14 protein-coding genes are annotated in these 18,973 nt (G+C 74.2%); 6 read left to right on the top strand and 8 right to left on the bottom strand.

Features of this window, described 5'->3' with window-relative positions; genetic code table 11:
* Positions 1-136 precede the first annotated feature (136 nt).
* Both AC5WAM_RS24515 and AC5WAM_RS24510 read right to left on the bottom strand, forming a co-directional pair.
* On the bottom strand, positions 137-1,753 hold the full coding sequence (locus tag AC5WAM_RS24515; protein WP_495518813.1) for an L-lactate permease: 1,617 nt from the start codon (positions 1,751-1,753) through the stop codon (positions 137-139).
* Positions 1,754-2,050: 297 nt separating this feature from the next.
* Positions 2,051-2,473, bottom strand: a complete 423-nt coding sequence (locus AC5WAM_RS24510) for a DUF3499 domain-containing protein (RefSeq protein ID WP_366791468.1) — start codon at positions 2,471-2,473, stop codon at positions 2,051-2,053.
* A gap of 262 nt (positions 2,474-2,735) precedes the next feature.
* Here AC5WAM_RS24510 and AC5WAM_RS24505 point away from each other — a divergent pair, with 262 nt between their 5' ends.
* Positions 2,736-3,191, top strand: coding sequence for a metallopeptidase family protein (locus AC5WAM_RS24505; RefSeq protein WP_366791572.1), 456 nt, complete (start codon positions 2,736-2,738; stop codon positions 3,189-3,191).
* Between the two features lie 15 nt (positions 3,192-3,206).
* Here the strand turns inward: AC5WAM_RS24505 and AC5WAM_RS24500 are convergent, their stop codons facing one another.
* From AC5WAM_RS24500 to AC5WAM_RS24490, 3 genes are all read right to left on the bottom strand, one after another.
* On the bottom strand, positions 3,207-4,694 hold the full coding sequence (locus tag AC5WAM_RS24500; RefSeq protein ID WP_495518812.1) for a DUF5719 family protein: 1,488 nt from the start codon (positions 4,692-4,694) through the stop codon (positions 3,207-3,209).
* Entirely contained in the window at positions 4,691-8,413 is a 3,723-nt protein-coding gene (locus AC5WAM_RS24495; RefSeq protein WP_495518811.1) for a glycosyltransferase, read from the bottom strand. Before AC5WAM_RS24495 ends, AC5WAM_RS24500 begins: the two co-directional genes overlap by 4 nt.
* A gap of 234 nt (positions 8,414-8,647) precedes the next feature.
* Positions 8,648-8,911 (bottom strand): WhiB family transcriptional regulator, encoded by a 264-nt coding sequence (locus AC5WAM_RS24490; protein WP_030672713.1) that lies wholly within the window; start codon positions 8,909-8,911, stop codon positions 8,648-8,650.
* A 774-nt stretch (positions 8,912-9,685) separates the two neighbouring features.
* Between AC5WAM_RS24490 and AC5WAM_RS24485 the strand changes: the two genes are divergently transcribed.
* The 3 genes from AC5WAM_RS24485 (at position 9,686) to AC5WAM_RS24475 (ending at position 12,574) form a co-directional block, all read left to right on the top strand.
* A complete protein-coding gene (locus AC5WAM_RS24485) occupies positions 9,686-10,201 on the top strand; it encodes a cysteine dioxygenase (RefSeq protein WP_138960077.1) in 516 nt (171 codons plus the stop codon).
* Between the two features lie 88 nt (positions 10,202-10,289).
* Positions 10,290-11,258 carry a 2-phospho-L-lactate transferase gene (gene cofD, locus AC5WAM_RS24480; RefSeq protein ID WP_366791471.1) on the top strand — a complete coding sequence of 323 codons (969 nt, stop codon included), beginning with the start codon at positions 10,290-10,292 and terminating at the stop codon, positions 11,256-11,258.
* Entirely contained in the window at positions 11,255-12,574 is a 1,320-nt protein-coding gene (locus tag AC5WAM_RS24475; RefSeq protein WP_495518810.1) for a coenzyme F420-0:L-glutamate ligase, read from the top strand. Before cofD ends, AC5WAM_RS24475 begins: the two co-directional genes overlap by 4 nt.
* 138 nt (positions 12,575-12,712) lie before the next feature.
* Here the strand turns inward: AC5WAM_RS24475 and AC5WAM_RS24470 are convergent, their stop codons facing one another.
* The 3 genes from AC5WAM_RS24470 to AC5WAM_RS24460 all read right to left on the bottom strand — a co-directional run bounded on the left by AC5WAM_RS24470 (position 12,713) and on the right by AC5WAM_RS24460 (position 16,418).
* A complete protein-coding gene (locus tag AC5WAM_RS24470; protein WP_495518809.1) occupies positions 12,713-13,717 on the bottom strand; it encodes a DNA-3-methyladenine glycosylase family protein in 1,005 nt (334 codons plus the stop codon).
* A 55-nt stretch (positions 13,718-13,772) separates the two neighbouring features.
* The gene (gene manB, locus AC5WAM_RS24465; protein WP_138960081.1) at positions 13,773-14,855 is read right to left on the bottom strand and encodes a mannose-1-phosphate guanylyltransferase; all 1,083 of its coding nucleotides are present in this window, start codon (positions 14,853-14,855) and stop codon (positions 13,773-13,775) included.
* Positions 14,856-14,948: 93 nt separating this feature from the next.
* The gene (locus tag AC5WAM_RS24460; protein ID WP_366791474.1) at positions 14,949-16,418 is read right to left on the bottom strand and encodes an N-acetylmuramoyl-L-alanine amidase; all 1,470 of its coding nucleotides are present in this window, start codon (positions 16,416-16,418) and stop codon (positions 14,949-14,951) included.
* A 139-nt stretch (positions 16,419-16,557) separates the two neighbouring features.
* On the opposite strand from AC5WAM_RS24460, the gene AC5WAM_RS24455 reads away from it, so the two are divergent.
* Complete coding sequence (locus AC5WAM_RS24455; protein ID WP_495518808.1) at positions 16,558-17,310, top strand: TIGR03089 family protein; 753 nt, start codon at positions 16,558-16,560, stop codon at positions 17,308-17,310.
* A gap of 126 nt (positions 17,311-17,436) precedes the next feature.
* Positions 17,437-18,732 carry an LCP family protein gene (locus AC5WAM_RS24450; protein WP_366791476.1) on the top strand — a complete coding sequence of 432 codons (1,296 nt, stop codon included), beginning with the start codon at positions 17,437-17,439 and terminating at the stop codon, positions 18,730-18,732.
* Positions 18,733-18,973: the final 241 nt, after the last annotated feature.

The raw sequence follows: 18,973 nt of genomic DNA, 5'->3' as shown, positions 1-18,973 counted from the left end.
CAGCGACGCGTGGGGTGCCCGGGCGGGCGGCCGCACGCGGCGGACTTCGTCGACGGACTTCCTACGGACTTCCTACGGCGCCCCCAAACTACCTCCAACCACTGACAGCGGGTTGTGGCGGCGTTACACAAGGACGTCAGGGAAGCATCCAGCCGAGCGCCGCCGTGCTCTGGCCCACCACGATCAGGCACATCACGAGCAGCAGGCCGAGGCTCCAGGGCAGCACCTTGCGCAGCAGATCGCCCTCCTTGCCCGCGAGTCCGACGGCCGCGCACGCGATGGTCAGGTTCTGCGGGGAGATCATCTTGCCGAGCACACCGCCCGAGCTGTTGGCGGCGGCGAGGAGTTCGGGCGAGAGGCCCGACTGTTCGGCCGCGGTCACCTGGAGGGCGCCGAACAGCGCGTTCGCCGAGGTGTCCGAGCCGGTCACCGCAACGCCGAACCAGCCGAGCACCGGCGAGAGGAAGGCGAGGCCCGCGCCCGCGTCGGCCACGAAGTGCCCGATGGTGGCGGCCTGTCCGGAGAGGTTCATGACGTACGCGAGCGCGAGGACGCTCGTCACGGTCAGGATCGCGAACCGCAGTTCGTGGACGGTCGCCGCCCACTCCCGTGCCGCCCCGCGCGCGTGGACGCCGAGCACGGCGGCCGTCCCGAACCCGGCGAGCAGCACGAGCGTGCCGCCGGTGGCGACCAGGGGCAGCGCGAAGACGTTGCCCCCGACCGGGTCGCCCGCGGGGTCGGCGACGTCCAGGAAGGGCCAGTCGAAGGTGCGGGTGGCCTCGGTGAGGAAGTCCTTGACGGGCGGGATCTGCGCTACGGAGAAGATCGCGACGATCAGGGCGTACGGGGCGTAGGCGCGCAGCACGTCCGCGCGCGGGTCGTCGTGGTCGAGGTCCTCGCTGCGCGCGCCGGTGAGGACCGCGGCGCGCACGGGCTCGGCTGCGGGCCTGCGCGCGTGCGGCACGGCCACGAGGGCGCCCGCGCCCGCCAAGGCGGCGCCGATGTCGGCCAGTTGCGCGGAGACGTAGTTGGAGGCCGTGAACTGCGCGGCGGCGAAGGCGAAGCCGCAGACGAGGGCGGGCACCCAGGTCTCGCGCAGGCCGCGCCGCCCGTCGACGAGGGCGACCAGGAGCAGCGGCACGACGAGCGCGAGCAGCGGGGTCTGGCGGCCGACCACGGTGGCGACGGTGTCCAGGGGGAGGCCGGTGACTTGCGCGAGCGTCACCACGGGGGTGCCCATGGCTCCGAAGGCGACGGGCGCGGTGTTGGCGACGAGGGCGACGACCGCGGCGCGCACCGGGTCGAAGCCGAGCGCCACCAGCATGACCGCGCTGATCGCGACGGGCGCACCGAAGCCCGCGAGCGCTTCGAGGAGCGCGCCGAAGCAGAAGGCGACGACGAGCGCCTGGATGCGCGGGTCGTCGGAGAGTCGCCCGAAGGAGCGTCTGAGGACGTCGAAGTGCCGGGTGCGGACGGTCATCCGGTACACCCACAGGGCGTTGACGACGATCCACAGGATGGGGAAGAGCCCGAAGACGGCCCCCTGGGCGGCGCTGGAGGCGGTCTGGCCGAGGGGCATGCCGAACACGAGCCAGGCGACGGCCACGGCAGCGCAGAGGCCGATGAGCCCGGCCCGGTGCGCCTTCATGCGGACGGCGCCGAGGAGGACGAGGACGGTGAGCAGGGGAAGGGTCGCGACGAGTGCGGACAGGCCGAGCGAGTCGGCCACGGGCTCCAGTTGCTGCACGAACACGGGTGCCTCCCTGGATGATCCCTTGATCACGGGGTGGCGAAATAGTCGTGGCCTCGGCGAACAGCCGTCAATCCGTGTGCCGGTGAGGATTCACTCATGGGCGTGCGGAGCGCGCGCCCGGCGGCGCGGGAAGGGACTGGCCGGAATGCGTCCCGGTCGCCCTCAGCCGTCGGGCGAGGGCTGTGCTCAGCCGTGCGGGCTCACCCGTCCAGGCTCAGCTGCGCGGACACAGGTGTCCGGGCTCAGCCGTCCGGACTCAGCTTCCCGGACACAGGTGTCCGAGTTCAGCGTCCGGGCTCAGTTGTCCGGCGAGCGCAGCACCCGCAGGTGGCCGCGGCGCGCGACCTCCATGGGGTCCGCTCCGCGCGAGCCGCCGCCCGCCCCCGCGGCGCGCTCCTGGGGCCGTGCGGCCTCCCGCACGGCGTTGGCGAGGGCTTCGAGGTCGTCGCCGCTGGGCCGGGCCGGGCCCGAGCCGTCGGCGAGCCGGACGACCTCCCAGCCGCGCGGCGCGGTCAGGCGCTCGGAGTGCTCGGCGCACAGGTCGTAGCAGTGGGGTTCGGCGTAGGTGGCGAGGGGGCCGAGGACCGCGGTCGAGTCGGCGTAGACGTACGTCAGCGTCGCGACGGCGGGTCGGCCGCAAGCGGTGCGCGAACAGCGACGTACAGGGCTCACGACGTTGGACGGTACCGCACTCTTGAGCGGGCCGCGACGACTCTCCACCAGGTCACTCCCCCGTGTCGTGCGGTACCACCGTGCGTGGCGTGTCCGGAAAGCACCGCTCTGACCTGCGTAGACACAAGGGACCAACGGGGCCTGTGGTGTTGAACCCGGTCACCACCAGGAACAAATCCTGCCAATCAGGGCGAGATCGGTGGTACAGGAGAGATGCACAATCGTGCCCAAGCTTGGCTGGAATGGTCAGGAAACGACATGCCGTGCTCCGCGCGGAAAGGGCGATCTCGGGGACTACGCTTCGTGAGTGATGGACGACCCCGTACAGCCCCGCTCCGCCGAGCCGAGGCCCCGCCGCCGCGACCGCCACGGCAGGGGCATGCGCGGCCCCGTGGCGCCGCCGCAGGTCCCCCTGTCCACGAGCCGTGCCGAGGCCTTCACCGACCTCGTGCAGGACTCGGTGGAGCGCCTGGAGCGGCGCTGGCCGCAACTCACCGAGATCGACTTCCTGGTGCTCGAGGTGCCTCCCGTCAGCGGGGGCGCCCCGGACGAGGAGTGGACCGCGGAGACCGTGCCGCTCGGGGGGACCGTGTCGGCGTCCGAGGGACGGCCCGCGCGGGTCGTCATCTACCGGCGGCCCGTGGAGATCCGGACCAAGGGGCGGGACGAGCGGGCGGCGCTCGTCCACGAGGTGGTCGTCGAGCAGGTCGCCGAGCTCCTCGGGCTCTCCCCGGAGTCGGTGGACCCGCGCTACGGCGAGGACTGACGCACCGGCCCCGCGCTACTTCTGCAGTACCTCCAGGTCCTGCTTCGCCCTCGGCACCTCCACCGTGCCCCTGTCGTCCGGCAGGGACTGGATCGTGAACATGGGGATGCCGTTCTCGGGGATCTCCAGCATGCGGGAGGCGTAGACAGGGGCGTCCGACTGGGGCTCCAGGGTGAGGGCGTAGGAGCCCCGCAGGCCGGAGGGCGCGGGCGGGGCGACGGCGAGCGTCGTGCCCGCCTTGACCGTGTACGTCTTGCTGGTGGCCTCGCCCGCCTCCGTGCCCGGGGACGCGGTCACCTTGACGCGGGCGGTCTTGTCGGGGGCCGTCAGGGAGAGCGTGGTGCCCTTGGCACGGTTGTCGGCGACGGTGGCGCGGGCGCCCACGGGGGCGGTCGCCGGGATGAACGCCGTCTCCTGCTTGGCGCCCTTGCCGCGGGTGACGCGGAGCGCCGCCACGACCGGGACGGGGTCCTCCGTGGGGGTGAGGACCAGGGAACCCGCCTCCCCCTTCGTCAGGTCGCCCAGGTCCACCGCCGCCGTCATGCCCGACTTCACGTGCAGGTTCTCGTGCCCGGCCGGGGTGATCGAGCCGGTGGGCGAGGCGAGTTGGACCTTCAGGTCGGCGTCGTCGGCGCCGGGCGCGAAGGCGACGAGGCGGACCGAGGTCGCGTCCTTCGGGATGCCCGGCAGCACCAGCCGGGGCGCCGGGTCGGTGGCGGCGGGCAGCCAGTCGCCGCCCAGCTCCTCGTCCGAGGACTGCACGGCGGCGGCGACGCGGCCGCTGCGCGCGGTGACGTGCATCGTGAGGTTGGTCTGCGGCTTGGGCGTGAGCGTGGACAGGAGCACGGGGACGCTGGAGCGCGGCTGGATCTGGATGGACTCGCCGACCTCGGCCTTCAGAGGGCCGCCGGGGCCGTACAGCTCGATGTCCACGACCGCCGCCGCGTCATCCGGGTTCATCAGGTGGACGTAGTCGTTGCGGCCCTTGGCGGTGCCTGCGCCCGGGAACCAGAAGTCGGTGTCCGGGGCCGTGCAGTTGGTGCCGTGCAGACCGCGCCCCGCGCCCGCGCTGACCGAGGTCGTCTGCTGGGCGGTCCAGCCGGGCGCGAGGCGGCCGTCGGCGCTGCCGATGAGCGTGGGGGCCTCCGCGCCCGACTCCTCGCCGGAGACCGGCTTCCCGGGCTCCTTCTGGGTCAGGAACGGCTTGGCGCCCTTGCCCTTGCCGCCCTGCGGCGCGTCCGTGAGCTGCTTGACGACGGGGAACAGCGCGGCCCCGCCCGCACGCCCCGACGAGGCCCGTGACGCGGGCGTGAACGCCGTGTACGTCGTCTCCGCGAGGTCGGACGTGCTGGGCTCCGGGCACAGCAGGCTCGTGCGCTCCACGGGCAGCCGCTTCGCCGCCGCCGCGCCGTCGTCGCCCGCGGGGGCGTTGACGGCGGCGAAACCGGTCACGGCGGCCAGGGCCGCCGCCGCGGCGATCAGGGACAGGGTGGTGCGGTTCACTGCTGGCTCCCGTCGGGACGCTCACTGTCGGTGCCGTGCGCGGGGCGCGGCGGCACCGGCGGGTGCTGCGGGTGGGCGGCGTCCGTGGCGTCGTAGGAGCCGTACGTCTGGCCGTAACCGGGGTGCGTCTCGTACGTGCCGTACGTGCCTTCGTAGGCGTACGGGTCGTACTGGGCGCCCTGGTAGGGGTCCGCCTGGTACGCCTGGTCGTAGCCTCCGGAGGCGTACTGGCCGCTCTGGTGGTGCTGTTCGCCGCCGTACGCGCCCTGGTCGGCGCCCGCGTGGGCGGGGGTCTGCCACTCGCCCTGGGCGGGCGCGTGCTGGGGTGGCGCGGGGGTGTGCTGGGGCGGGACCGCGCCCAGAGCGGCCTCTTCGGGGATGCCGTGGGGGAACGCGCCCTCCTGGGGGCCCTGTTCGCCCTGGGCCCGCAGCCTGCGCGCCCTGCGGCCCTCGCCCGCGGTCGCCTGCGCGGGCAACAGCTGCTCCTCCGGGAGGTCGTCGTCCACGTCACGGCGGCGGCCGGGCAGCGCGAGGACCACCAGGACGAGCGCGAGGGCGCCCTGCGTCCACAGCAGCGCCGTGTGGGTGGCCGGAGGGTCGTACGTGATGTCCAAGCGGCCGCCCGACGCGGGCAGTTCGAAGCCCTGGGCCCAGCCGTCCACGGTGGTCCTGGTCAGCGCGCGGCCGTCCAGGGTCGCCGTCCAGCCCGGGTCCGCCGCGTCGGCGAGGCGCAGCACGCGGCCCTCGGCACCGGACGGGACCTTCGTGTGCACCTCCACGGGGCCCGCGGCGACCGGCTCGGGGTCCTGGGAGCCGGAGACGACGGCCGCGCGGGCGACCTGCCGGTCCACGCGCCACAGGGCGCTGCCGTCCTCCTGGCTGAGCCGGGTCAGGCCCGGCGTGGTGTCCAGGGTGCGGCTGAGCTGGCGGGGCGCGCCGTCGCGGACGAGGACGTAGCGCACCGCGTAGCCGCCGAGCTGGTCGGCCTGGTCGGCGCCGGAGCCCGCGAGGAGGCGGGCGACGATGCGGTCGAGGCGGGCGTCCGTGCCGTCCTTCGCGGCGAGTTCGGCGTCGCCGAGGCGGGCGCCGGAGCCGCGGACCAGCATGTAGGCGACCTCGGCCGGGGACTCGCTGTCCAGGACGAGCGTGCGGGCCTGGTCCTGGGTGCGGCTCTCCTCGGCGACGAACGCAGGCACCTGCACCGGGTCGCGGCGCTCCAGCGGGCCGTCGGCGCCGCGGATCATCCACCCGGCGGCGGCGAGCAGCGGCCCCGCGGCCGTGGCGAACGCGATGAGCGCGGCCACCGGCTGGCGCCAGCCGAAGCTCTGCTCGGCGACGCGCGCGCGTGCGCCGTCGGCCCCGAGCGCGGCGGCGGCGAGCAGCGCGATGCCGTACGCGAGCGTGGCCGGGCCCGACCACGCCGAGCCGTTCGACAGGGCGGCGAAGACCAGCGCGACCAGGGCGACGGCCCAGGCGGTGCGGACGGCCAGCTGCCGCTCGGCGCGCAGCAGGGCGGCGAGCGCGGCCAGGACGATGCCGATGAGCAGCAGGCCGTGCACGGTGCCGGGGCCGCCGGGGCTGCCGCCGAGCAGGTCGAGCGCGGACGCGGAGCCCGTGCCGTACGCGAGACCGGCCTCCTTGAAGAAGCCGGTCGGCAGCAGCGTGAGGGACCAGGGCGCGAGGACGAGCAGCGGCGTGCCGACGGCGGCCAGGAAGCGCGTGCCGTACGCGACGAGGTCGGCGCGGCGCAGGGCGAGCACCAGGAGGCCGACGACGGCGGCGATGGGCCACACGATGGGCGTGAAGGCCGTGGTGACGGTGAGCAGCAGCGCGTACGCCCAGGTGGCGCGCCAGCTGCCGCGGCCGCCGTCCTGGGCCGTGAGCCCGGCGGCCGAGGCTCCGGCGCGCGCGATGAGCGGCAGCAGGACGGCGAGGACGGCGGTGCCGATGCGTCCGCCCGCGAGCGCGCCGGTGGTGGCGGGCAGGAAGGCGTACGCGACGGACGCCCACGCGCGCAGCAGCCGGGAGGTGACCAGGGGCCGGGACGCGAAGTAGGCGGTGAAGCCCGCGAGCGGCACCGAGCCGATCAGGAGGACGGTGACGGCGAGCCCGGTGGAGCCGAACAGGAGCGTCGCCAGGCCGGCCAGGAGGGCCAGGTAAGGGGGTGCCGCGTCCGTGCCGCCGATGCCCACGGGGTGCCACGCGTCGGCGTACCGGGACCACAGGTCCGAGGCGTCGGCGGGCGCGGGCAGGAGCGCGCCGCCCGCGAGCGCGCCGCCGCCGAGCAGGGACCGGCAGGCGACGAGCGACACGAAGAGCAGGATGACGAAGAGCAGCGGTCCGGGCTTGCGGGCGACGCGCTTGAGGCGCGCGAACTGCTCGATCTCCAGGAAGTCGGCGTCGTCCCCGCCGGGTCCCGACTCGACGGCCCCGTGCCGTCCGGCGGCGGAGATCTCGGGGTCGGAATCGCCGCCGAGGTGGCCCGCGAGCTGCTCGACGGTGGCGCGCACCGTGGCGCCGGGCGGCGGGAACAGGGGGCGCATCTCGCCGGCGGTCGGCTGCGGCCTGCCGCGCTTCTTGCGGGCGGCCAGGATCCGCTCGGGCCGCAGCAGCGTGCCGAAGAGCCCGGCGACCTCGTCGAGGGCCTGGCCGGGCGCCTTGCCCAGGAGCAGGCCGAGCGTGCGCAGCAGGGTGCCGACGACGAGCCGGACGAGGACCCAGGGCAGCACGGCGGTGCGGGAGTTGGCGAGCAGGGCGTAGACCGCGCCCGCCTTGTCGACGCGGTGCGGCGAGGTCGCCGTACGGCCCACGCAGTCGACGGTGCGGCGCTCGCGCGAGGCGGCCTCCGCGTGCCGCACGACGGCGTCGGGGGCGACCAGGACGCGGTGTCCGGCCGCGTGGGCGCGCCAGCACAGGTCGACGTCGTCGCGCATGAGGGGCAGTCGGCGGTCGAACCCGCCGAGCTGCTCGAAGACCTCACGGCGGATCAGCATGCCCGCGGTGGACACGGAGAGCACGGGGCGTACGTGGTCGTGCTGGCCCTGGTCCTGTTCGCGCCGGTCGAGGCCGGTCCAGCGGCGGCCCGAGTGGGCGATGGAGACGCCGACCTCGAGGAGTTGTCGGCGGTCGTACCAGCCGCGGAGCTTGGGGCCGACGACCGCGACCTCGCTGCCCGCCTCGCGCTCCGCCTCGACGGCGCGCAGCAGTTCGGCGAGGGCGCCGGGCTCGGGCGCGCAGTCGTCGTGCAGGAGCCACAGCCACTGCTCGGGCTCGCCGTGCGGCAGGTCCGGCAGGTCGTAGGCCTCGTCGCGCCAGGTGCGGCTCACCGGGTCCCAGCCGCTGGGGCGCTTCAGGTACGGCAGGTCCTCCGGGGTGAGGAGGGGGGCCGTGCGCACGGCCTCGTCGACGGCGGTGCCGAAGCCGGAGCGGCGGGCCAGGTGCAGCACGCGGTCGTCGCCGAGGGCCTCGGTGACCAGGCGCGCGGAGTCGTCGGCGCTGCCGGTGTCGGCCGCGATCGCGTTCTGTACGGGGCGGTCCTGGCCGAGCAGTCCGGCGAGCGCGTCGGGCAGCCAGCGGGCGCCGTCGTGGGAGACGAGCACCGCTGTCACGACGTGCCGCGGGAATTCGGGTGGGCTCGCCGGATCGAACCCGGCCGCGCGGGACGGGTCGAACCCGGCGGCGGCGCCGTCGTGGTCTGGGGGGTGGCTGTGCACGGACATCGAGGTACGGGCCCCGGTTCGCTGGACTGCGGTGGACGCCCGTGCCCTGTGGGGGCGCCGTGGCGTCTCGGACGGGGCCCCACACTAACGGCTGGGAACACAACGGCCCGCCGCCTGTGGACAACTGGGGAGTGCCTGGCCGGTATGCCTCGCGGGTGCGTCACATGGCGCCGCCCACCCGTCCCTGGTAGGGGCGGATGGGCGGGCGGAGGGACGGTTTCGGGAGGGGGCGGATCAGACGGCCGCTTTCTTCAGGCGGCGGCGTTCGCGCTCCGAGAGGCCGCCCCAGATGCCGAAGCGTTCGTCGTTCGCAAGCGCGTACTCAAGGCATTCCGAGCGGACCTCGCAGGCGAGGCAGACCTTCTTGGCCTCGCGGGTGGAGCCGCCCTTCTCGGGGAAGAAGGACTCGGGGTCGGTCTGGGCGCACAGTGCGCGCTCCTGCCAGCCGAGTTCGTCGTCCGCGTCTTCGACCAGCAGTTCCTGAACCAGCTCGGTCATATGCGCCCCTCGTCTGTCTTCGCGTCCCCGTGGTGCTGCCGTTACCGATTTCGGCTGAACGACACGAGTGAAATTACAAGTGTGCCGATCCGGGGCAGTCAAGCCGGGATCTGCTATTGAGCCCCTTATTCACTCTGCGGAACCAAGGCTTTGCGGAAAGTGTTCATATCTACCTAAACCGTGACACTCGCCAGCGACCCGTCCGACAGGTGTCCCATCGCCCGACAGGCGTCGCGTCACGTCCACTCACCGACAGGGACGTCACGACTCGCACTCCCGTTGCAGCGAACTCGCCGAAGCGAACCGGATCACATGTGGATCACAGGATCGCGACGGCGGCCGAGCGCCGGTTGACGCGCCGGTTCGAGCGCCGGTTGGTGCGGCTTGTGTCCCCTGAAGCGCCGCACAAACCTTTCCCCTGACAGAACAACCGGATGCGGTGAAACATTGTCCACATTCCGGACATCGAGTTGACAGGTGAGGTGTAAGCCGCTGTCCTGGTGGGCATGCTCGCGAACTTGGCGCTTTCCGTGACCCGCAACAGCGGGTCCGTCGGTGCTGCCCTCGCGCGCTGTCGCTGTACCTGTGCGTGTGCCTGTTCCAGCTGTTGAGCCACACCGTCTCCAGCCGTTGAACCGCTGAGCCACCGCCAGGCCCCGGCCACCCCGCTCCCCGGCGCCCGCTCCGCACCCGGCCCGCACCCCCGAGCAGTACCTCTCCGCTTTCTGCCCCGCGACACCCCAGCACTCTTACGTTGAGGAACCACCGCACCCCATGAACAGCGACAGCGACCTCCAGATCGCCGGCGACATCCTCGAAGTCCCGCACCTCCTCCAGCCCCCGCGCGAGCACCCCGAAACCGTCGCGGAGTTCGCCGGGCTCGCCCGCGCCATCGCCGCCGACCGCGCCCAGTGGGCACCCCTCGTCCAGTACGACGCCACCAGCCGCTGGTACCACCGCCTGCGCACCGCGCCCGGCTACGAGGTCTGGCTGCTCTCCTGGGTACCGGGACAGAGCAGCGGCTTCCACGGCCACGGCCGCTCCTCCGGCGTACTGACCCTCCTGGAAGGCCGGTTGACCGAACGCACCCGGCGCGGCAGCCGCACCCTCGCCGCAGGGGCGCAGCGCGTGTTCGCGCCCGGCTACGACCACGAAGTCGTCAACGACTCCCTGGAACCCGCCGTGAGCCTGCACGTCTACTACCCCGGCCTCACCGAAATGCCGATGCACACGGCCCGTTGCGAGGCACACGCGCCGCGGGACCCGGCGCGCGACGCACTCACCGCGTAGGGCGCGCAACCGGCGCGATCCCGCCGACGTCACGGCCGAACCCCCGGGCGCCTGCCGCACTGTCACACCGGCCTGCGATGCTGGGCACATGCGCATTGTGGTTCTGGCCGGCGGCATCGGCGGCGCCCGTTTCCTCCGCGGCCTCAAGAAGGCCGCGCCCGACGCGGCGATCACCGTCATCGGCAACACCGGTGACGACATCCACCTGTTCGGCCTGAAGGTCTGCCCCGACCTCGACACGGTGATGTACACGCTCGGCGGCGGCATCAACGAGGAACAGGGCTGGGGCCGCGAGGACGAGACCTTCAAGGTGAAGGAGGAGCTCGCGGCCTACGGCGTCGGACCCGAGTGGTTCGGCCTCGGCGACCGCGACTTCGCCACGCACATCGTGCGGACCCAGATGCTCGCCGCGGGCTATCCGCTCAGCGCCGTCACCGAGGCGCTGTGCGAGCGCTGGCAGCCCGGCGTGCGGCTCATCCCCATGTCGGACGACCGCGTCGAGACCCACGTGGCCATCACCGTGCCCGACAGCGACTCCGGCGAGCGCAAGGCCGTCCACTTCCAGGAGTACTGGGTCCGCCTGCGGGCCTCCGTCGACGCCCACGCGATCGTGCCCGTCGGCGCCGAGCAGGCCAAGCCCGCGCCCGGCGTCCTCGAAGCCATCGCCGAGGCCGACGTCGTCCTCTTCCCGCCGTCCAACCCCGTCGTCAGCGTCGGCACGATCCTCGCCGTGCCCGGCATCCGCGAGGCCATCGCCGAGGCTGGGGTGCCCGTGGTGGGCCTGTCCCCCATCGTCGGGGACGCGCCCGTGCGCGGCATGGCCGACAAGGTGCTCGCCGCCGTGGGCGTCGACTCCACGGCCGCCGCCGTCGCCGAGCACTACGGCAGCGGACTGCTCGACGGCTGGCTCGTCGACACCGTGGACGCCGCCACCGTGGAGCGCGTCGAGACCGCGGGCATCCGGTGCCGCGCCATCCCGCTGATGATGACGGACATCGACGCCGCCGCGGCCATGGCCCGCGAGGCACTCGCCCTCGCCGAGGAGGTCCGCGCGTGACCGCCCCGGCGTTCCGGGTCTGGGCCGTGCCCGGACTGCCCGAGGTCCGCAGGGGCGACGACCTGGCGAAGCTGATCGCCGCGGCCGAGCCCGGGCTCGCCGACGGGGACGTCGTCCTCGTCACCTCGAAGATCGTCAGCAAGGCCGAGGGGCGCGTCGTCGCCGCCGCCGACCGCGAGGCCGCGATCGACGCGGAGACCGTTCGCGTCGTGGCCCGCCGCGGCACCCTGCGCATCGTCGAGAACCGCCAGGGCCTGGTGATGGCCGCCGCCGGGGTCGACGCCTCCAACACCCCCGCGGGGACCGTCCTGCTGCTGCCCGAGGACCCCGACGCGTCCGCGCGCGCCCTGCGCGAAGGGCTGCGCGACGCGCTCGGCGTCGACGTCGGCGTGCTCGTCACCGACACCTTCGGGCGCCCCTGGCGCTCCGGCCTGACGGACGTGGCCATCGGCGCCGCCGGAGTGCGCGTGCTCGACGACCTGCGCGGCGGCGTCGACTCGTACGGGAATCCGCTGCAGGCCACCGTCGTCGCCACCGCCGACGAGCTGGCCGCCGCCGGTGACCTCGTGAAGGGCAAGGCCGCGGGGCTTCCCGTCGCGGTCGTACGGGGGCTGCCGCACGCGGTGCGCGGCGCGGACGCCGCCTCCGACGACACCGACACCGGGGCGCGGGCCCTGGTGCGCGACGCCCGCGACGACATGTTCCGGCTCGGCACGAGCGAGGCCGTGCGGGAGGCGCTCGCGCTGCGGCGCACCGTGCGGGAGTTCACCGACGAGCCCGTCGACCCCGGGGCCGTGCGGCGCGCGGTCGCCGCCGCCGTGACCGCGCCCGCGCCGCACCACACGACGCCCTGGCGGTTCGTGCTCCTGGAGTCGGCGGAGTCCCGGCTGCGGCTGCTCGACGCCATGCGGGACGCGTGGGTCGCCGACCTGCGGCGGGACGGCAAGTCCGAGGAGTCCATCGCCCGCCGCGTGCGCCGCGGCGACGTCCTGCGCAACGCGCCCTTCCTGGTGGTCCCCTGCCTCGTCATGGACGGCGCGCACACGTATGGCGACGAGCGGCGGGACGCCGCCGAGCGGGAGATGTTCGTCGTCGCCGCGGGCGCGGGCGTGCAGAACCTCCTGGTGGCCCTCGCCGGGGAGCGGCTCGGGTCCGCGTGGGTGTCCTCGACGATGTTCTGCCGCGACGTGGTGCGGGACGTGCTGGACCTGCCGCCGGAGTGGGAGCCGATGGGGGCCGTCGCGGTGGGGCACCCCGCGGTGGCGCCGGAGGCGCGGGTCGGTCGGGACGCGGAGGAGTTCCTCGTCGTGCGGTAGCCGGGCCCTCGCGGGGGCGCCCCAGGCCCGCCCCTTCCCGCTACGGGGGCTGCCGCCCCCGTGCCCCCGCCTTTTCGGCGCTCCGCGCCTCGTCCTCACACGCCGGACAGGCTGATGGGTACTGGGCGAGCTCGGGGCTCAGAGGGCCGCGATGTCGGCCTTCGGCATCTTGGGCTTGCGGCGTGGCGGGGTGCGGCCGCTGAGGCAGATCAGCCGGGCCGCGCGGTGGCGCTGGCCTTCGTAGGGGGCCAGGAGCTCCAGCATGCGGGCGTCGTCGGCGTCGCGTTCGCCCGCCAGGGCGTAGCCGACGATGCCGGGCAGGTGCAGATCGCCGACGGTGACGGCGTCGGGGGCGCCGTTGCTGCGCTGGATCGTCTCCGCCGAGGTCCAGGGGCCGATGCCGGGGACCAGTTCGAGCCGGGCCCGGGCCTCTTCCGCGGGCATCGCCGCCGCCTCCTCAAGGCGGGCGGCCACCCGCGCGGCCCGCAGGATCGCCGAGGCCCGCTTGTCGTCCACCCCTGCCTTGTGCCAGTCCCAGGACGGAATGCGGCGCCACGTCGCCGGATCCGGCATCACGTGCATGCGGGCCTGCGGGGGCGTCGGGCCCGGGGCCGGTTCGCCGTACGTGCGGACCAGCAGGCGCCAGGCGCGGTACGCCTCGTCCGTGGTGACCTTCTGTTCGAGCACCGACGGGATCAGGGACTCGAGCACCAGGCCCGTACGGGTCAGGCGCAGGCCCTGGCGGCGGCGCTCCGTGTGTGCGACCAGGCGGTGGCGGGCGGTGAAGCCGTCCGGGGCGTCCGCCGCGCCGAGCAGGTCGGGCAGGGTGTCCAGGGCCCAGTCCGCCCCCGGACCCCAGGCCTCCGCCTCCGCCGCGCCCGCGCGCAGCGCCACGCGCAGGGTCGCGGGGCCCTGCGGGGTGCGGGTCGCCCGCCAGACCGAGCCGTCCGGGGTGGTGCGGAAGGTGGGGTCGGCGGGGCCCCGGCGCAGGGGGCCCAGGGTGAGGCCCAGGTGCAGCGGGGCCGCGGGGGTCCAGGTGCGGCGCTTGGCCGCGGTGGCGGGCCGGGGGCTCGCCGGGGGGACGCGGGTTTCGCCGCCGCGCACGGTGGTGCGGGTGGGGCGGGGGGCGAAACGGGAGGACATCCGTCGAGGGTAGCCCCGCCGGAAGCCCGCACGCCCGCCCCCGCCCGAAAGCGCCCTACTGGTCCGAGGAGAAGCGGACCGCTCCCGCCGGGAGCGTGGCCTCGCACCAGACGCGTACGCCGTCCCGCAGTTCGTTGTCCGCGCCGATGCGGGCGCCGTCGCCCACCACCGCGCCGGTGAGGACCGAGCGGGCCCCGACCGAGGCGCGGGCCCCGATGAGAGAGTCGGTGATGACGGCGCCGGGCTCGATGACCGCGCCGGACAGGATCGTGCTGCCGTACAGCCGGGCGCCCTCGCCGACCACCGCGTGTTCGCCGATCACCGTGCCGCCGGTCAGCTTGGCGTCGGAGGCGACCCGGGCGGACGGCAGGACCAGGCGGTCGCCGCAGCGGCCGGGCACCGCGGGCGAGGGGGCGCGGCCGAGGACGAGGTCGGCGGAGCCGCGCACGAAGGCCTGCGGGGTGCCGAGGTCGAGCCAGTACGTCGAGTCAACCAGGCCCTGCAGATGCGCGCCGGAGGCGAGCAGCTCGGGGAAGGTCTCGCGCTCGACGGAGACGGGGCGGCCCGCGGGGATGGTGTCGATGACCGAGCGGCGGAACACGTACGCGCCCGCGTTGATCTGGTCGGTGACGATCTCCTCGGGCGTCTGGGGCTTCTCCAGGAAGGCGAGGACCTTGCCCGTCCCGTCGGTGGGGACGAGGCCGTACGCGCGCGGGTCCGTGACCCGGGTCAGATGGAGCGAGACGTCCGCCCGCGTCCGCTCGTGCTCGGCGACCAGGGCGCGGATGTCCAGGCCCGTGAGGATGTCGCCGTTGAAGACGAGGACGGGGTCCTGCGGCCCGGAGCGCAGCCGCGACGCCACGTTGCGCAGGGCGCCGCCGGTGCCCAGGGGCTCCTCCTCGGTGACGTACTCGATGTGGAGACCGAACGCCGAGCCGTCGCCGAAGTACGGCTCGAACACCTCCGCCAGGTACGACGTGGCGAGGACGATGTGGTCCACGCCTGCCGCACGGGCCCTGGCCAGCTGGTGGGTGAGGAACGGGACGCCCGCCGCCGGGACCATGGGCTTGGGTGTGTTCACCGTGAGCGGCCGCAACCGGGTGCCCTTGCCGCCGACCAGGAGGATCGCTTCTGTCACCTGTCGTCTCTGCTTCCTGCTGGGGCCGGCCGAACTCTGTTTCGGCCGGCCAGTGTATGCAGACGTGTATGCGGGCGTGCGGTGCGATCGGGGTCAGCGGCCCTGGTAGCGCGCCGACGCGGTACGGGCCGTGCCGAGTTTGCTGTAAAGGCGGCGGCCCGGGCACTCGGTGGCGAAACCGTCCCGGTGGCCGGAGATCACATGCAGCCGGACCTTCGTGCCTTTCGAGTAGAGGTTGCCACCTCCCGACTTCAGGTATGTCGTTCCGCGGGGATTGGCCCCGAACAGGCCCAGCTTCCACGCCGTGAGGCGGGCGACGGCGGTGACCGCGGCCTTCGGCGGGGCGGCACTGGTGTAGGTGCCGAGGACGGCGATGCCCATGCTGTTGGTGTTGAAACCGAGCGTGTGGGCGCCGAGGACGGCCTTCGCCACGCCACCGGCGCGGCCTTCGTAGATGTTTCCGCACTTGTCGACGGCGAAGTTGTAGCCGATGTCGCGCCAGCCACTGCTCTCGACGTGGTAGCGGTAGATACTGCGCAGGACGGAGGGTGCCTGGGAGCAGCGGTAGTTGTTGCCGGTGGCGCTGTGGTGCACGAAGGCTGCCTTGACGGTCTTCGTGTACGCGAAGTCCCGTTCGCGAAGCCGCTCGTCGGCGCCCCAGCCGCGGCGCGTGACGATGCGCGGGCGCGGGCCGACGTAGGGCCGGGCCCCGGCGGCGCCGGGCAGGCCGCGGGCGGCGAGCAGGTCGGCGCGCGTGCGCTCCTTCGTCAGCCCTGGGATGGCCGGGGCGCCCAGCGGGGCGAGGTCGGCGTTCACGGCGGAGGAGGCCGCGGCCTCGGCGGTCAGGGTGGTGGCGCGCGGGGCGTCGGCCGGGGCGCCGCCGGGCGGGGGCTCCGCCCCGGGATCCACGAGCTCCAGGCGCAGCCCGGCGGGGAGCAGCCCCGGGGCGCCGTCCGCCGGGGTCCGGCCTTCCGCGTCGCCTGCCGGGGTGCGGCCTTCCGCGTCGGCCGCCGCAGCGTGGGCGTGGGGGGCGTCCGCCGCCGGGGCCCGGTCGCGCGTGGTGTCCGGTCGTGCGGCGCGTGCGCCCGTCGCGGGCTCCGCGCCGCGCGCCCGTACGCGTACCTCCACTCCGTCCGAGTCCCCCACCCACAGGGGCGCCGTCGCCCCGCGCGCGCGGCCCGAGTCGCGCTCGGCCGTGCCGGGGTCCGCGGCGTGCTCGTGGTTGTGCGTCTCGACGTCCTGCCAGGCGGACCAGACCGTGGTGCCGGTGGCGCGGGTGCGGACCTGGACGGTGCCGCGCAGCTCGGCGTCCGCGTCGTCCCAGACCACGCCGAGCAGCGAGAACGGCCGTACGTCACGCCGCGGCAGGCCCTCCGCCCGGGGCGCGCCGCCCGCCCGGTCGGAGCCGAGCGGGGCCAGCGGGAGCGACTGGGTACTGCCGGGCAGCGCGCCCGCCGCGGGCGGCCCGGCGGCCGTGGCGGCGGCCGTCGACGGAAGGGCGACGGGCAGGGCCAGCGCCGCCGCGCAGGTGACACCGATCGAGGAAGCAAGGAATCCACGCATGCAGACGATCGTCCGCATATCGGGTCATATCTGTCCATTGGGGAACTGACGGTCCGTCGGCCCGGAGTCGGCCGAACCGGTGGCCCCAACTGCCCCGCCCGCACCGGCGGCACACGGGCCCCCGCGTACCCTTGCGGCCGTGAACGCCAACGACCGCACCCCTGCCGACCTGCTGCGATCCGCGCTCGCCGCCGACCCGGCGCGCCCGCTCGTCACGTACTACGACGACGCCACCGGCGAGCGCGTGGAATTGTCCGTGGCTACCTTCGCCAATTGGGTGGCCAAGACCGCCAACCTGCTCCAGGGCGACCTCGCCGCCGAGCCCGGCGACCGGCTCGCCCTGCTCCTTCCCGCGCACTGGCAGACCGCCGTGTGGCTGCTCGCCTGCTCCTCGGTGGGCGTCGTCGCGGACGTCGGCGGCGACCCGGCCGGCGCCGACCTCGTCGTCAGCGGCCCCGACACCCTGGAAGCCGCACGGGCCTGCTCCGGGGAGCGGGTGGCGCTCGCGCTGCGGCCGCTCGGCGGGCGCTTCCCCGAGACCCCGGACGGGTTCGTCGACTACGCGGTGGAGGTGCCGAGCCAGGGCGACCGCTTCGCGCCGTACGCGCCCGTGGACCCGGCCGGGCCCGCCCTGGCCGTCGGCGGAGCCGAGCTGACCGGGGCCGAGGTGGTGGCGCGGGCCCTGGACGACGCCGCCGGGCTCGGGCTCGGGTCCGGGGCGCGGCTGCTGTCCGGCCGCCCCTACGACAGCTGGGACGGGCTGAGCGCCGGGCTGTACGCGCCGCTCGCCTCGGGCGGCTCCGTGGTGCTGTGCCGCCACCTCGACCGGGCCCCGGAGGGCGGCCTGGAGAAGCGGGTGGAGGCGGAGCGGGTCACCGTGACGGTGCGGTAGCCGGGGCGGGCCGGTCCCGGGGCCCCTCACCCGTCCGGCCCACCATCCGCGGGCCCCCCGCCCCCGGCCGGGTCATGGTCGTAGGAGCGCCATGCACCGACGCAGCCACGAGGGGTGGATCCACACGTGACCGACAGCACGTACGGACCGGGCGCGGGAGCGAGTCCGTCGGGGCTCGCCGCGCGGCGCCGCAGACGACGCTGGCTGCGGTACGCCGGGGTCGGCACGGCCGTGGTCGTACTGGCGGCGGGCGGTGTCGGCTGGGCCGTGTACCGGAAGCTCGACGGGAACATCACGGAGGACACCGACGCCGCCGCCGAGCTCGCGCGGTACGAGAAGGAGCGGCCGACCCCGCTCGTGCACGACGCGCAGAACATCCTTCTGATCGGCTCGGACACCCGCTCGGGGCGCGGCAACCACAAGTACGGGCGCGACCTCGGCACCCAGCGTTCGGACACCACGATCCTGCTGCACCTGGCCGCCGACCGGCAGAGCGCCACCGCGGTGTCGCTGCCGCGCGACCTGATGGTGCGCATCCCGAGCTGCCGCCGCCCGGACGGCTCCCGTACGCGGGCCCAATTCGCGCAGTTCAACTGGGCGTTCGAGTTCGGCGGCACGGCCTGCACGATCCGTACGGTGGAGAAGCTCACGAACATCCGGGTCGACCACCACATGGTCGTGGACTTCGCCGGGTTCAAGGACATGGTGGACGCCGTCGACGGCGTGCAGGTGTGCCTCAAGGCGCCGGTGGACGACGCGGCCGCGAAGCTGCGGCTCCCCGCCGGACGGCAGACCCTCGACGGGGAGCAGGCCCTCGGATTCGTCCGCGCCCGCAAGTCGCTCGGCAACGGCAGCGACACCGAACGCATGGACCGGCAGCAGGAGTTCCTCGGCGCGCTCGTCAACAAAGTGCGCAGCAACGACGTCCTGCTGAATCCGGTGAAGCTCTATCCCGTTCTGGACGCGGCCACGTCGTCGCTCACCACGGATCCGGGACTCGCGAGCCTGCGCGGTTTGTACGAACTGGTGCGCGGACTGCGTAATATCCCCACAGAACGGGTTCAATTCCTCACGGTGCCACGCCGCTCGTACACGTACGACGCGAATCGCGACGAGCTGGTGGAACCCGCGGCCGACGAACTCTTCACCCGGCTCCGCACGGACGAGCCGGTGCAGGTCACCCGCGCCCGGCCGGACGTGCCGAATGCCTCAACCACCTCGAACAGTGACGAATCCTCGTACGAGAACGGCGACGACGGCGGGGAGTACGAAGAAGAGGACGACTCCGGCGGATACGACGGATCCGGGGACGACGAGGACGGCGGCGAGTGGAGCGACGAGAAGCCGGACGACCCCACGCACACGCCGAGTCCGGCGCCCACATTCCGGGGCAACACGGCCGCCGGATCCACCTGCACGTAATCCGAACACGGGGTGGACAGGGCTTCGGGGCCAAGAAATTGGGCGGATTGCCCAGTTGTAGGGGAGTGGAATTTGTCACCGGCGTCGTTGGACGCTGAACTGGGCGGATAGTGTGAGCCGATCCGGTGTCCGGCCGATGGGCCGCACACCGCTGGTACGACTGGACCGAGCGCCTTCTTGAGGGGGGAAAGGCGCCGCGTGGCCCTGACGGAGGACGCAAACAACCGTGGACGCGCAAGGC

It is taken from the genome of Streptomyces sp. JLYT201, assembly GCF_059448825.1.
Note: the sequence above shows the minus strand (reverse complement) of the source record. Positions and strands in the feature narration are given on the sequence as shown.